General features: G+C 75.3%; 10 protein-coding genes. 7 read left to right on the plus strand and 3 right to left on the minus strand.

The features are described 5' to 3' along the window. Positions 1-13: 13 nt before the first annotated feature. A complete protein-coding gene (locus MUU72_RS18210) occupies positions 14-1,645 on the plus strand; it encodes a coenzyme F420-0:L-glutamate ligase (protein WP_248014360.1) in 1,632 nt (543 codons plus the stop codon). Positions 1,646-1,817: 172 nt separating this feature from the next. Here MUU72_RS18210 and MUU72_RS18215 read toward each other — a convergent pair whose 3' ends face one another. Continuing rightward, the gene (locus MUU72_RS18215; RefSeq protein WP_248014361.1) at positions 1,818-2,723 is read right to left on the minus strand and encodes a DNA-3-methyladenine glycosylase family protein; all 906 of its coding nucleotides are present in this window, start codon (positions 2,721-2,723) and stop codon (positions 1,818-1,820) included. Between the two features lie 81 nt (positions 2,724-2,804). Continuing rightward, positions 2,805-4,067 (minus strand): peptidoglycan recognition protein family protein, encoded by a 1,263-nt coding sequence (locus MUU72_RS18220; protein WP_248014362.1) that lies wholly within the window; start codon positions 4,065-4,067, stop codon positions 2,805-2,807. Positions 4,068-4,884: 817 nt separating this feature from the next. On the opposite strand from MUU72_RS18220, the gene MUU72_RS18225 reads away from it, so the two are divergent. The 4 genes from MUU72_RS18225 to MUU72_RS18240 all read left to right on the plus strand — a co-directional run bounded on the left by MUU72_RS18225 (position 4,885) and on the right by MUU72_RS18240 (position 11,103). Further along, complete coding sequence (locus tag MUU72_RS18225) at positions 4,885-5,643, plus strand: TIGR03089 family protein (RefSeq protein WP_248014363.1); 759 nt, start codon at positions 4,885-4,887, stop codon at positions 5,641-5,643. 387 nt (positions 5,644-6,030) lie between these two features. Beyond that, positions 6,031-7,272, plus strand: coding sequence for an LCP family protein (locus MUU72_RS18230; RefSeq protein ID WP_248014364.1), 1,242 nt, complete (start codon positions 6,031-6,033; stop codon positions 7,270-7,272). A 246-nt stretch (positions 7,273-7,518) separates the two neighbouring features. Next, complete coding sequence (locus MUU72_RS18235; RefSeq protein WP_248014365.1) at positions 7,519-9,279, plus strand: LCP family protein; 1,761 nt, start codon at positions 7,519-7,521, stop codon at positions 9,277-9,279. A 63-nt stretch (positions 9,280-9,342) separates the two neighbouring features. Further along, entirely contained in the window at positions 9,343-11,103 is a 1,761-nt protein-coding gene (locus tag MUU72_RS18240) for an LCP family protein (RefSeq protein ID WP_248014366.1), read from the plus strand. Positions 11,104-11,149: 46 nt separating this feature from the next. Here MUU72_RS18240 and MUU72_RS18245 read toward each other — a convergent pair whose 3' ends face one another. After that, positions 11,150-12,181, minus strand: a complete 1,032-nt coding sequence (locus MUU72_RS18245) for a glycosyltransferase family 2 protein (RefSeq protein ID WP_248014367.1) — start codon at positions 12,179-12,181, stop codon at positions 11,150-11,152. Positions 12,182-12,453: 272 nt separating this feature from the next. Between MUU72_RS18245 and MUU72_RS18250 the strand changes: the two genes are divergently transcribed. After that, the gene (locus MUU72_RS18250; protein ID WP_372503175.1) at positions 12,454-13,923 is read left to right on the plus strand and encodes an LCP family protein; all 1,470 of its coding nucleotides are present in this window, start codon (positions 12,454-12,456) and stop codon (positions 13,921-13,923) included. After that, positions 13,920-14,372, plus strand: coding sequence for a hypothetical protein (locus MUU72_RS18255; RefSeq protein ID WP_248014368.1), 453 nt, complete (start codon positions 13,920-13,922; stop codon positions 14,370-14,372). The genes MUU72_RS18250 and MUU72_RS18255 overlap by 4 nt, the downstream gene beginning before the upstream one ends. Positions 14,373-14,394 lie beyond the last annotated feature (22 nt).

The following is a 14,394-nucleotide window of genomic DNA, read 5'->3' on the forward strand; positions in this document are numbered from 1 at the left end:
GGGTGGAGCTGGGGTGGCTGGGGTGACCGGGGGCGGGGCGGACGCCGGGGCGGCGGAGGTGCCCGGGTATCGGGTGTGGGCCGTGCCCGGGATCCCGGAGGTGCAGCCGGGCGACGACCTCGTCAAGCTGATCGCGGCCGCGGTGTCCGGCGGAACGGCACCCCAACTGGCCGACGGGGACGTCCTGTTGGTCACCTCGAAGATCGTGAGCAAGGCGGAGGGCCGGATCGTCGAGGCCGCCGACCGCGAGGCGGCGATCGACGCCGAGACGGTCCGGCTGGTGGCCCGCCGCGGCACCCTGCGGATCGTCGAGAACCGCCAGGGGCTGGTGATGGCCGCGGCCGGCGTGGACGCGTCCAACACCCCGTCCGGCACGATCCTGCTGCTGCCCGAGGACCCGGACGCCTCGGCCCGCGCGCTGCGGACCGGGCTGCGCGAGGCGCTCGGCGTGAACGTCGGCGTGGTCATCAGCGACACCTTCGGGCGGCCGTGGCGCAGCGGCCTGACCGACGTCGCCATCGGGGCGGCCGGGGTGCGGGTCCTGGACGACCTGCGCGGCGGCACCGACGCGTACGGCAACCCGCTGGTCGCCACGGTGGTCGCCACCGCGGACGAACTGGCCGCCGCCGGCGACCTGGTGAAGGGCAAGGCCACCGGCCTCCCGGTCGCGGTCGTCCGCGGCCTGCCGCACGTCGTACTGGGGCACGCGGCGGGGCCCGGTGCGGCGCCGGACACGGACACGACGGACACGGACACGACGCGGACGGGCGGCGGCGCCTCGGCCGATCCGGGTACCGGCAGCGGGGCGGAGGGCGAGCCGCATGGCGGCGCCCCTGGGGCCACGGGCGAGCCGTACGGCGGTATCCCTGGAGCCGAGGCCAGGCCGTACGGCGGGGCGCCCGGGGCCGAGGGCGAACCGGGCGGTGGCGGCGGGGCCGCGGGCCGCGCCGGGGGCGTCGCGGACGCCGGCCGCGAGGACGGGAGCGACCCGGGGGCGCGGGCGCTGGTGCGGAACGCCGCGGACGACATGTTCCGGCTGGGCACCTCCGAGGCGATCCGGGAGGCGGTGACGCTGCGGCGCACGGTCCGGGAGTTCACCGACGACCCGGTGGACCCGGGCGCGGTACGGCGCGCGGTGGCCGCGGCGGTGACCGCGCCGGCCCCGCACCACACCACACCGTGGCGGTTCGTCCTCCTGGAGTCCGCGGAGGCCCGCACCCGCCTGCTGGACGCGATGCGGGACGCCTGGATCGCCGATCTGCGCGCCGACGGCAGGTCGGAGGAGGCCATCGCCCGGCGCGTCCGCCGCGGCGACGTGCTCCGCAACGCGCCCTACCTCGCCGTGCCGTGCATGGTCCTGGACGGCGCGCACAGCTACCCGGACGCGCGGCGCAGCGCCGCCGAGCGCGAGATGTTCGTCGTGGCCCACGGCGCGGGCATCCAGAACTTCCTGGTCGCCCTGGCCGGCGAACGGCTGGGCTCGGCGTGGATCTCCTCGACGATGTTCTGCCGCGACGTGGTCCGGGCGGCCCTGGACCTCCCGGCGGACTGGGAACCCATGGGCGCCGTCGCCATCGGCCGCCCGGCCACTCCCCCGACCACCCGCCCGCCCCGCCCACCCGAGGCGTTCGTCACGGTGCGCTGAGAACGGCGCCGGGAGCCGGGCCAGTAGCTGCGGGCCGGGGACGGGGAGGGGCGGTCGGCCGCGAGCAGGTAGCCGGGGCGCGGGCCGGAGCCGAAGGCCCCGCGCCACCCATCCCGCGTCGCGCAACCCGCCCCGGGTCGTGCCTCCCGCCTCCCGCCTCCCGCCTCCCGCGTCACAGCCTGGCGATGTCGCCCACCGGGAAGCGCGGGGCGCGGCGGGGCGGGACGAGGCCGGAGAGCAGGATCATCCTCGCCGCCCGGTGCCGCTGGCCCTCGTAGGGCGCGAGCAGTTCGAGCATCTCCTCGTCGGTGGCGCCCCGGCGGCCGGTGAGCGCATAGCCGATGATCTTCGGCAGGTGCAGGTCGCCGACGGTGATCGCGTCGGGCGCGCCCAGCACGCGTTGGAGCGTCTCGGCCGCCGTCCAGGGGCCGATGCCCGGTATCGCGGTCAGCCGGCGGGTGGCCTCGGCGAGGTCCATCCGCGCGGCCTCCTCCATACGGGCCGCCACCCGCACCGCGCGCAGGATCGCCGACGACCGCTTGGCGTCGACGCCCGCCCGGTGCCACTCCCAGGACGGGATCAGCGCCCAGCCGCGCGGGTCGGGCATCACCCGCAGCCGGTCCCACGGGCCGGGCGCGGGGGTGCCGTGCCGCTGGAGCAGCAGCCGCCAGGCGCGGTACGCCTCGTCGCTGGTGACCTTCTGCTCCAGCACCGAGGGGATCAGTGACTCCAGGACCAGGCCGGTGCGGGCGAGGCGGACGCCGGGGTGGCGGCGGCGCGCCTCGTGCACGACGCGGTGCCGGGCGGTCAGCGCTTCGGGCTCGTCGGACTCACCGAGCAGCTCCGGCAGGTGCTCCAGCAGCCACTCCGCGCCGGGGCCCCATGCCGTCGCGATCACGCAGCCCTCGGCGGGGCGGGCCACCAGGCGCAGGGTGCCGGGGCCGGCGGGCGTACGGCTGGCGCGCCAGATCTCGTCGCCGCGGACCGCGTACGCCGGGTCGCCGGGGCCCCGGGACAGCACCCCGAGGGTGCGGTGCAGGTCGTACGGGCCGGGCGGGACCCAGGTGCGGGCGGGCATGCGGCCAGGTTAGGCGATCCGGGCGGCGGGCCCGCCGGGCTGTGGACGGCGGCCGGGCTGTGGACAACGGAAAGGCTGAGGTCAGCGGCCCTGGAGGCGGGCGGCGGTTTCGCGGAGGGCGGGGAGGTCGGCGTAGAGGCGGGCGCCGGGGCATTCGGTCTTGTAGCCGTCGCGGTGGCCGGAGATGACGTGCTGCCGGACGACCTTGCCCTTGGGGTAGAGGTTGCCGCCCGTGGAGGTCATCGGGGTGCGGCCGCGCGGGTCGGCGCCGTACAGGCCGAGTTTCCAGGCCGTGAGCCGGCCGAGGGCCTCGATGGCGGGGGCCGGCGGCGCGAGCTTGCCGAACGAGCCGAGCAGGGCGATGCCGGTGCTGTCGTTGTTGAAGCCGAGGGTGTGGGCGCCGAGCACGGGTTTGGCGACGCCGCCGGCCCGGCCCTCGTAGATCGTGCCGCACTTGTCGATGAGGAAGTTGTAGCCGATGTCGCGCCAGTGGCTGCTCTTGACGTGGTAGCGGTACAGGCCGCGGATGACCGAAGGGGCCTGGGCGCAGGTGTAGTTGTTGCCGGTGGCGCTGTGGTGGACGAAGGCCGCGCGGACGGTGCGGGTGTAGACGAAGCGGGCCTCGCGGAGTTTCTCGTCGGCCCCCCAGCCGGCGCGGGTGACGATGCGGGGCCGGGCGCCGATGTGGACCGGGTCGGCGGGGATGCGCCCGCCGGCCGCCGGGATGTCGGTGCGGGCGGCGGTGGCCTGGTCGGCGGCGGGGATCTCGGTGGCGCCGAGCGGCACCAGCGCGGCGTTCGCGGCGGAACTGGCGGTGGCTTCGGGGGTGGCGGGCGGGCCGCCGCGGACGACGGGGGTGTCCGGGCCGGGGTCGACGAGTTCCAGGCGCAGGCCGTGCGGGAGGGCGGCGGTGGCGCGGTGGGCGTCGGGGAGGGTGAGGCGGAGCTGGACCGCGTCGCTGACGCCGACCCACAGGGGCGCGGTGCTGCCGCGGGCGGGGGTGCCGCCGCCTTCACCGGCGCCCGGGTCGGGGGCGTCGTCGGTGTCGGTCTGGAGCTCCTGCCAGGCGGACCAGGCGCCGCTGTCGCGGGCGCGGGTGCGGACCTGCGCGCGGCCGTGCAGGGGGGCGGTGGCGTCGTCCCAGACGACGCCGACGAGGGAGAACGGCTGGACGCTGCGGGCCGTGAGAGTGCGGACTGTGGGGCCGGAGGGGCTGAAGGGTCCGAAGGGTCCGAAGGGGACAGTCTGGGGGGAGGTCGCTGTCCGGGCGGCGGTGGCGCCTGGGTGGGTGGCCGAGGCTGCGTAACGGGCAGCGGACGGGGCGTCAGGGGCTACGGGGCTCACAGGGTTCCCCTGGCCCGCCGGACTTCCCTGACTCGCCGAGCCTCTCTGACTCGCCGGGCGTCCTTGGCTCGACTGCCTTCCCTGACTCGCCGGGCTTCCCTGGCCCGCAGGGCTCCCCTGGCTCACCGGGCTTACCTGACTCACCGGGCCTACCGGGCTTCCGGGCTTTCTCGCGTACCCCTGGTGTCCCGGGTGCCCTGGGTGTCCCGGGTGCCCCAGCTGCCCCAGCTGCCCCAGGTGCCCCGGCTGCCCCACGGGCCGCGGGCCTTGCGCGCCTCCCGGGCCGCCGGGCTCTCCTCCGGTGCCCGCGGTCCCGCCGGTACCCGCCGTCCCCGCCAGGAGGTCGTCCAAGGGCAGGGACTGGGTGGCGCCCGGCAGTTCGCCGGTGCGTACGGGGGCGGACGCGGTGACCGGGCCCGGGGCCGGTACGCGCCGGCCGGCCCCGCCCCCGGCCCCGTCCGAGGGGAGGCGAGCGCCCAGGGGGAGGCCCGGCCCCGGGAGAACGCGAGGGCCCGGTTCCGTACGGGCGGGGTGCCCGGCGGCCGGTGCCGTGACTGACGGGGGCTCAGCGGCCGTCCCCGAGGGACCTCCGGCCGCCGGTCCCGGGGCGTGTGCCGTCGCCGAGTTGGGGGGCAGGAGGACGGCGGCCGTGCAGGCGGCGCCGAGGCAGGTCGTGAGGAAGGGGCGCATGGGAAATCCTGGGCACGGCGCGGGGCAACGCGCCATCGCTGGTCTGACGGGTCATCGGCCGATCCGGTGGCCGGTCCGCGGCGTACCGGACTGACCGTCAGCGGGCGCCGCGCGTACCCTGGCGGCGATGAACGCCATCGATCGCACCCCCGCCGACCTGCTCGGTTCCGCGCTCGCCGCGGACCCGGCCCGCCCGCTGGTGACCTTCTACGACGATGCCACCGGTGAACGGGTGGAACTGTCCGTCGCGACCTTCGCCAATTGGGTGGCGAAGACCGCCAACTACCTCCAGGGTGATCTGGCCGCCGAGCCGGGTGACCGGCTGGCGCTGCTGCTGCCGGCCCACTGGCAGACCGCCGTGTGGCTGCTGGCGTGTGCGTCGGTGGGCGTGGTGGCGGACGTCGGGGGTGATCCGGCGGCGGCCGATCTGGTCGTCAGCGGGCCGGACACGCTCGATGCGGCGCGGGCGTGTTCCGGGGAGCGGGTGGCGCTGGCGCTGCGTCCGCTGGGCGGCCGGTTCCCGCAGCCGCCGGCGGGTTTCGCGGACTACGCGGTGGAGGTTCCGGGGCAGGGTGACCGGTTCGCGCCGTTCGTACCGGTGGATCCGGGGGCGCCGGCGCTGGTGGCCGGTGCGGTGGAGCTGACCGGGGCGGAGATCGGGGCGCGGGCGCTGGCGGATGCGGCGGCGGCCGGGATGCCCGAGGCGCCGCGGGTGCTGTCGGGGCTGCCGTACGACACGTGGCGGGGGCTGTCGTTCGGGCTGTACGCGCCGCTGGCGGCGGGTGGCTCGGTGGTGCTGTGCCGGCACGTGGAGCGGCTGGACGAGGCGGCGCTGGCGGATCGCACGGCGGCCGAGAAGGTGACGTTCACCGCGCCGCAAGCCTGAGCCGCGTCCCGCAAACCTGAGCCGCGGACCTGAGCCGCGTCCCGTGAACGCGGTCCGCAGACGCGGGCCGCGGGCACGTGCCGCGGACGCGCCCCCACCGTCCCTCGCCGGCCGGAAGACGGCACCCGCCCCACCCCGGACACCGGCCGAACCAGCCCCTCGCCGCCCGTCGGCAAGCCCCCCTCCCGCACGCCTCCCCCTCCGCCCCCTTCCGCCTCTTCCGCCCTTCCCTCCCCCGTCCGGCGGAGGGGGATCGGTGTCGGGCGGGCCGGGTGGGGCGGGTGGGGCCATGCTCGATGTATGCAGGCCCGGTGGGTGCGGGGGCCGGCGGGGCGCCGTCCGGTGGTGCCCGGCGCGGGGCCGCCGACTCCGTGAGGAGGGACGCAGGTGACCGAGAGCCCCGAGACCCCGCCCGGCCGCGGCCGTTCCCGGAAGCCGGCGCGGTTCCAGGGGTGGCCGGAGCGGCCGGTGGGACTGCTGGGGACGGACCGGCCGGGGGCGCCGCGGACGCCGCCGCCGTGGCACCGGCGGTGGCTGCGGGCCGGGGTGCTGGCGCTGGCGGTGGCGGTGCTGGCGTCGGGGGCGCTGGGGTGGGCGATCTGGACGCGGCTGAACGGGAACATCCGGTCGGACAGCGCGACCGAGCGGGAGCTGGAGAAGTACGAGTCGGAGCGGCCGCCGGCGGGCCCGCCGAACGCGCAGAACATCCTGCTGATCGGTTCGGACAACCGGGCCGGGGCGAACCGGGAGTACGGGGCGGACAACGGCACGCAGCGGTCGGACACCACGATCCTGCTGCATCTGGCGGCGGACCGGCGCAGCGCGACGGCGGTGAGCATCCCGCGGGATCTGATGGTGCTGGTGCCGCACTGCAAGCGGGCGGACGGGACGGAGTCGGCGCCGCAGAAGGTGCAGTTCAACTGGGCGTTCGCGTTCGGGGGTGCGGCGTGTGCGATCCGTACGGTGGAGCGGATGACGCGGATCCGGATCGACCACCACATCATCGTGGACTTCACCGGGTTCAAGAACATGGTGGACGCGGTGCACGGGGTGCAGGTGTGTCTGGCGCGGCCGATGCGGGACGAGGAGGCGCATCTGTCGCTGCCGGCGGGGCGGCAGACGCTGGACGGGGAGGCGGCCCTGGGGTACGTGCGGGCGCGCAAGTCGGTGGGGGACGGCAGCGACACCCAGCGGATGGCCCGGCAGCAGCAGTTCCTGGGGGCGCTGGTGAAGAAAGTGCAGAGCAATGGGGTGCTGCTGAATCCGATGCGGCTGTATCCGGTGATGGATGCGGCGACGAGTTCGCTGACGACCGATGCGGGTCTGGCGTCGCTCCGGGGTTTGTACGAATTGGTCCGCAGTATGCGGGGCATTCCCACCGCGCATGTGCAGTTCCTGACCGTGCCGCGTACCGAGTACCGCTACGACCCGAATCGGGATGAGCTGGTGGAGCCGGATGCGGAGCGGCTCTTCGGGCGGTTGCGGAAGGATCTTCCGGTGGCGGTGGCGGCGCGGCGGGCGGGGGACGGGAAGGGCGGCGGGGCGGGGCGCGGGGGGCGGCCGGCGCCGGCGGGAAGTGCGGTGCCGGTCTTTCCGGGGAGTACCGCGGACCGCGCGGCCTGCGAATAAAAACGCCGCAAAGGGTTCCGGGGAACGGCGAAGAAAATGGGCGGATTGCCCAGTTGTAGGGAAGTGGAATTTGTCACGGGCGTCGCTCGACGCTGAACTGGGCGGATAGTGTGAGCGATCCGGTCCGCCCGACCAGCTGGCCGCTGACCGCCGAGCAAGCAACCGAAACCACCTGACACAGGATCGACCGACCGTGCGCCTGGAGGGGATGGCGCCGCGTGGTACCGACGGAGGACTCAAGGCACCGTGGACGCGCAAGGCCGTGGGCAGGCGGACGACAACAACGTCGACCCCGCCGATCAGTGGGTGTTCGACCCGAACACCGGCAACTACGAGCTGCGGGCCGCCCCGTCGGGCCGGCCCCCGGCCCGGCCCGACGACCGGCCGGCGCCCGGGAGACGCGGTGCCGCGGGGGGCGCGGGCGACGGTGACACCGATACCCGTCCGCTGCCGGTGCAGCGGGGCCGCCGGAAGGGCGGCGACGAGGGTGACGGTGCCGCGGCGGGCGGCCGGGCGGCGCGCCGGGCCGCGGCGCGCGGCGGGTCCGGTGCGGCGGCGCGGGGTGCGGCGAGCCGCCGCAAGCCCAAGGCGCGGGCGTCGGGGAAGCGGAAGGCGCTGTACTGGACGGCGGGGGCGGTGGGTTTCGTGCTCGTCGCCGGCTGCGGGACGGCGTTCGTGATCTACCAGCAGCTGGACGGCAACATCAAGAAGGTCGATGTCGGCGAGGAGAACGCGGCGGTCACCGACGGCCCGGTGAATCTCCTGGTCATCGGCACCGATGCGCGGACCGGCAAGGGCGACAGCGGGTACGGCGACTCGGGCAGTGTCGGGCACGCGGACACCACGATCCTGATGCACATCTCCAAGGACCGGTCGAACGCGACGGCGCTGAGCATCCCGCGGGACCTGATCACCGACATCCCGGACTGCCCGACGAAGCAGCCGGACGGGTCGACGAAGGTGATCCCCGGTCAGCACCGGGTGCGGTTCAACACGAGTCTGGGGCAGGAGGGCCGGGATCCGGGCTGCACCTGGCGGACGGTGGAGAAGCTGACCGGGCTGAAGGTCAACCACTTCATGATGGCGGACTTCAACGCGGTGAAGGACCTGTCGAACGCGGTGGACGGCGTGGAGGTGTGCGCCGGGAAGGACATCAACGACCCGAAGTCGCACCTGCGGCTGTCGGCGGGCCGGCACGTGGTCAAGGGCGAGCAGGCGCTGGCGTTCGTGCGGACCCGGCATTCGGTGGGGACGGGCAGTGATCTGAGCCGGATCCAGTTGCAGCAGCAGTTCGTGGGGTCGCTGATCCGGAAGCTGAAGTCGAGTGCGTTCAGCAGTCCGGGGAAGCTGCTGGACGTCGCGCAGGCGGCGACGAAGGCGCTGACGGTGGACACCGGGATCGGGACCGCGTCGAAGCTGCTGGACTTCGGGACCGACCTGAAGCGGGTCGACCTCAACAAGATCACGTTTGCTACGGTTCCGGTGCTGGACAACCCGCAGGACAAGGCGACCGTGGTCCTGGACACGGCGAAGGCCGAGCCGCTGTTCCGGATGGTGCAGCAGGACCACGCGCTGGCGAAGGGTGCCGCCAAGGGGAAGGGCAAGGGTGCGGCGCCGGTGAAGAAGGCGCCGGCGGGGCTGGTGCGGGTCGATGTGACCAATGGCGGCGGGCCGTTCGGCGCGGCGCAGGAGACCGTGGACTGGTTGCAGAACTCCAAGGGGGCGCGGCTGTCGACCAATGCCGGCAACGCGCCGGAGAAGCTGTCGGCGACGCGGTTGGAGTACGCCCCGAACCAGGCGGACCAGGCGGCGACGCTGGCGGAGTGGATGGGGCTGCCGAAGAGCGCGCTGAAGCAGTCGGCGCAGGACGCCGGTCCGCGGGTGCCGATGAAGCTGGTGCTCGGCAAGGACTTCACCGCGCCGGGGACGCCGATCGAGGCGCCGACCGAAACCCCGGCGGGGGTCCAGCACGTCAATGCGGATGACAAGAACATCTGCGCGAAGTAGTCCGGCCGCCCACCGTGCCGGGGCCACCGAGCGCACCGGAACGGACAACGGGGAGAGTGCCGAATGCCGCAGAGCGGTGTGCGCGGGGAGGGGCAGCGGCGGGGGCGCCGGGCGAAACCGGAGCCGCTGGGCTGGGCGGACAGCGGCTTCCGCGACCAGGGCCTGCCGCCGGACGCGCCCGGCTGGGCCCCGGACGGGCCGGGCCCCGGCGCGTCCACCGGTCCGGCCGACGAGGCCGGCGGGGCGTCCGGCGGGTCGTCCGGCGGCGGTGCCTCCGAGGGCGGCCCGGAGGGGGCGGCCGCCGGGGAGCGGCCGCGCCGGAAGGGCCGGCGGGTGCTGCGCTGGACGGCGCTGGGGCTGGGTCTGCTGCTGGTGGCCGGGGCCGGCGGCGGGTTCCTCTACTACCAGCACCTGAACGCCAACCTCCGCAAGGAGGCCCTGGACCTGGGCCCGGGCGGGCTGAAGAAGCCGGAGCCGAACGCGTTCGGGCAGACCCCGTTGAACATCCTGCTGCTGGGGTCGGACGGCCGGAACAGCGAGAAGAACATCGAGCTGGGCGGGGCGCGCCAGGACGCCGACCGGAAGCCGCTGGCGGATGTGCAGATGCTGCTGCACGTCAGCGCGGACCGCAGCAACATGTCGGTGATCTCCATTCCGCGGGACACCCGGGTGCTGATACCGCAGTGCACCGATCCCAAGGACGGGCGGGTCTACGCGGAGACCACCGCGCCCATCAACGAGTCGCTCCAGCACGGCGGTCCGGGCTGCACCGTCGCCACCTGGAAGGCGCTGACCGGCATCTACATCGACCACTTCATGATGGTCGACTTCGCCGGGGTGGTGAACATGGCCGATGCGGTCGGCGGGGTCCCGGTCTGCGTGGACCGGAACGTGTACTCGCACGACAGCAAGGGCCACGGCAGCGGTCTGCGGCTGACCAAGGGCACCCATCCGGTCAAGGGCGTCCAGGCGCTCCAGTGGCTGCGCACCCGTTACGGCTTCGAGGACAACACCGACATCGGCCGGGCCAAGGCCCAGCACATGTATCTGAACTCGATGATCCGGCAGTTGAAGCAGGGCACCAAGCTGACCGATCCGGTGCAGCTGCGGGACCTGGCGGAGGCGGCGACCAGCGCGCTGACCGTCGACGAGGACCTGGGGTCGGTCAAGCGCCTCTACGATCTGGGCGGCGATCTCCAACGGGTGCCGACCAAGCGCGTCACGATGGTGACCATGCCGTGGCAGTACGGGCCCGGTGAGCGGTACGTGGTGCCGAAGCCGGGGGAGGCGGAGGCCACGTTCGCGATGCTGCGGAACGACGTGGCGCTGGACGGGGAGGACGCCAAGGCGGGGAAGAAGAAGCCGGCGCCGGACCCGGAGCCGTCGACGCCGAAGGCGAAGCTGGGCGTGATCGTGCAGAACGGGACGGGGAGCGCGGACCGCGGCCCGGTGCGGGGCCGGGCGGGGCAGGTGTACGGGCGGCTGGTGGAGCTCGGGTACACCGGCGCGAGCCAGGATTCCCGGCTGGTCAGCCAGGCGGACACCACCCTGCTCTACCGGGACGCGGCGCAGCGGGGTGACGCGCTGGCGCTGGGCAAGGCGCTGGGGCTGCCGCGGGGGGCGGTGCGCCAGTCGTCGGCGGCGTCCGGGCTGCGGCTGGTGGTGGGCAACGACTGGCGGAGCGGTGCGGATTACGCGGCGGCCGGCGGGGCGGGCGGTTCCGGTGGGGCGCCGGCGGACAAGGCTCCCAAGAGCGCGGATCCGCTGAACGCGGAGAAGGACTCGGGGGCGTGCATGACGGTCAATCCGCAGTACTCGTTCTGAGTCGGCCGGCGGCGGGGTGCGCGCCCGGGGCGCGCACCCCGGGCGGTCAGTCGGTGGCCGGGGCGGCGGCGCGGACGGCGGGCCGGCGGCTGGCGATGACCTTCCTCGCCAGGGCGCGCGGGCTGGTGAGGAAGCCGAAGCCCCAGGACATGTGCATGGTGGCCAGGGCGAGCGGGATCTGGGCGCGGGCCTTGAGCGGGAGGCCCTTGCCGGCCGGCAGGGAGCCGACGGTGATCGCGGCGAGGTAGCCGGCCGGGACGACCAGGCCCCAGGGGGTGACGGCGGCGCCGACGACCAGGCCGGCGGCGATCGCGCAGACCGCGGTCGGCGGGGCGAGGTAGCGGAGGTTGATCGATCCGGAGTGGTAGCGGGCGACGACGTGCCGCCACTTGCCGTAGTCCTTGTACTGCTTGGCCAGGGCCCGGACGCTGGGGCGCGGCCGGTACTGGACCCGGAGTTCGGGGGAGAACCAGATCTGGCCGCCGGCCTCGCGGATGCGGAAGTTCAGTTCCCAGTCCTGGGCGCGGATGAACTCCTCGTTGTAGCCGCCCTGCTGTTCCAGGACCTCGCGGCGGAAGACGCCGAGGTAGACGGTTTCGGCGGGGCCGGCGGCGCCGCCGGTGTGGAAGGCGGCGTTGCCCACGCCGATCCGGGAGGTCATGGCGGCGGCCACCGCGTCCTCCCAGGCGTTCTCGCCCTCGGCGTGCATGATGCCGCCGACGTTGGCGGCGCCGGTCTCGTCGAGGAGGCGGACGGCGGTGGCGATGTAGTTCGGCGAGAGCATGCCGTGGCCGTCGACGCGGACGACGACGGGGTGCCGGGACGCCTTGATGGCGGCGTTCAGGGCGGCGGGGGTGCGGCCGGTGGGGTTGGGCACGGTGTGCACGCGGGGGTCCTCGCGGACCAGTTCCGCGGCGATCTCGTCGGTGCGGTCCGTGGAGGGGCCGAGGGCGATGACCACCTCCATCTCGCCGGCGTACTCCTGCTCCAGGATGTGCCGGACCGCGTTGCGCAGGTGACGTTCCTCGTTGAGCACCGGCATGATCACGGAGACGGCCGGGAGCTGCTGCTGGGGCATGGTTCCTCGGGGGTACGGCCCGCCGGCACGCCGCCGTGGGGGCGGCTGCGCCCGCCGGGAGACTGCGGATTTCCGCCTCACGGTACCGCGAACGGGGGACGGGGTCGGACGGCAACCGGGTGGCCGCACACCATCTGCCCGGTGTGTGGCGTTTTGCAGCAGATCGTATCGGCTTACGGTGACCCGGTCCGCTCCGTACCGCACCGTTCCACGCCCGCGCGGGCCGCCCGTGCGGGTCCGCTCCCCGTCCCCGTCCACCGCGGAGGTGGCCCGTGACCGCGCCGTCCCCCTCCTCCCGCACCGTGCCGGGCCGGCGTCCCCGGCGGTCCCGGCGGCGTCCGCGCCGGCGCCCCCAGGGGCGGCGCTGGGGGCTGCGGATCAGCGCGGCGGCGGCCGTGCTGCTGCTGTCGGCGGGCGGGGTGGGGCACGCCATGGTCACCGGCGTGGAGACCGGGATCGGGCGGGTGGACGCGTTCCAGGGGATCAGCGACCGGCCGGGCGGCGGCGCGGGCCTGACGTTCCTGGTGGTCGGCACCGACGGCCGGGACAAGCTCACCGACGAGGAGAAGCGGAAGTTCCACCTCGGCGGTGCGCCCTGCCACTGCACCGACACCCTGATGCTGGTGCACCTGTCCGCCGACCGGAGCCGCGCCAGCGTCGTCAGCCTGCCCCGCGACTCCTACGCCGAGGTGCCCGCCCACCAGGACGCCGACGGCCGGCGCCACCCCCGGCACGCGCTGAAGCTGAACGCCGCCTACGCCGAGGGCGGCCCCAACCTGACCGTGCGGACCGTCGAGCACATGACGGGCGTGCACATCGACCACTACCTGGAGGTCGACTTCACCAGCTTCATGCGGACCGTGGACGCGGTCGGCGGGGTGGAGATCTGCACCGTGCGGCCGCTGCGGGACCGCTACTCGGGGCTGGACCTGCCGGCCGGGACGTCCCGGCTGGGCGGCGGCCAGGCGCTCCAGTACGTCCGCTCGCGGCACGTCGACGCCTCCGCGGACCTGGGCCGGATGCAGCGCCAGCAACGCTTCCTGGCGGCGCTGGTGGACCGGATCACCTCGACCGGGGTGCTGATCAACCCGGTGCGGCTCCAGGAGGTCGCGGACGCGGTGCTGCGGTCGGTGCGGGCCGACGCCGGCTTCGGGGCGGCGGATCTGACGGATCTGGCGCAGGCGATGCGCGGTTTCGGGCCGGCGTCGTCGGAGTTCGCGTCGGTGCCGCTGCGCGGCGCGGCGGAGAACGTGCCGGGGCTGGGCTCGACGGTGCGCTGGGACCCGGTGGCGGCGCCGCAGCTGTTCCGGGCGCTGCGCGAGGACCGGCCGTTCGCGGCCCGCCCGGACCGCACCGGGCCGGCCGCCGCGGTGGTGGACGTGCCGCCCGGCCGCGTCCGGGTGCGGGTGGACAACGGCACCGGGCGGCCCGGGCTGGCCACGCGGGTCACCCGGGAGCTGCACGCCGCGGGTTTCGCCACCACCGGCGTGCCCGGGGACGCCGCCCAGGGCCCGGTGGCACGCACGGTGGTCTCCTACGACCCGCGCTGGGACCGTTCGGCGCGCTCGCTGGCCGCGGCGCTGCCCGGCGCGCAGCTGCGGCCGGCGCCGGGGCAGGGCCCGGAGATGCGGGTGACCGCGGGGGCGGACTTCCGGGCGGTGCGGCCGGTGCGGGCCGAGGAGCCGACGCCGGCGCCCGGCACCCTGGCGGCGATCACCGGTGACCAGGCGGTGTGCCGATGACCGTGCCCGCTCCCCGCCGGATGGCCCCGGGGCCGTCGCCGGCCGGTCCGGACCGGCGCCGCCGGGCGGCCCGGGTGGCCGCGGCGGGGGCCGTGCTGGGGCTGCTGCTGGCCGCGGCGGCGGCCGCGCCGGCCGCCCCGGACGCGCCGACCGGCTGCGGCGACCTGCTGCACGGCCGGCTGTGCCTGCGCGGCCCGGTCGGCGCCACGGGCGTCTACACGGCCGTCTACCGGCGGGACGACCCGGCGCGCGGCGAGCTGACCGTCCGGCTGGGCTACCAGCGGAAGAACGCGCGGATCACGGCGTTCCCCGGCTGGTTCGGCACCGGGCGGACGCGGGGCGGCGCGGTGCGGCTGAGCGGCCGGGTGGAGATGCTGCCCGACGAGTGCATCCGGGGTGTCATGGAGCACGTCCGGACGGTGTTCGTGACCAAGTGGAGCTGCGGCTGACGCCGGGCCGCCCGGTGTCCGG

Origin of the sequence: Streptomyces rhizoryzae (genome assembly GCF_023155275.1) — a bacterium.
Lineage (GTDB): Bacteria > Actinomycetota > Actinomycetes > Streptomycetales > Streptomycetaceae > Streptomyces > Streptomyces rhizoryzae.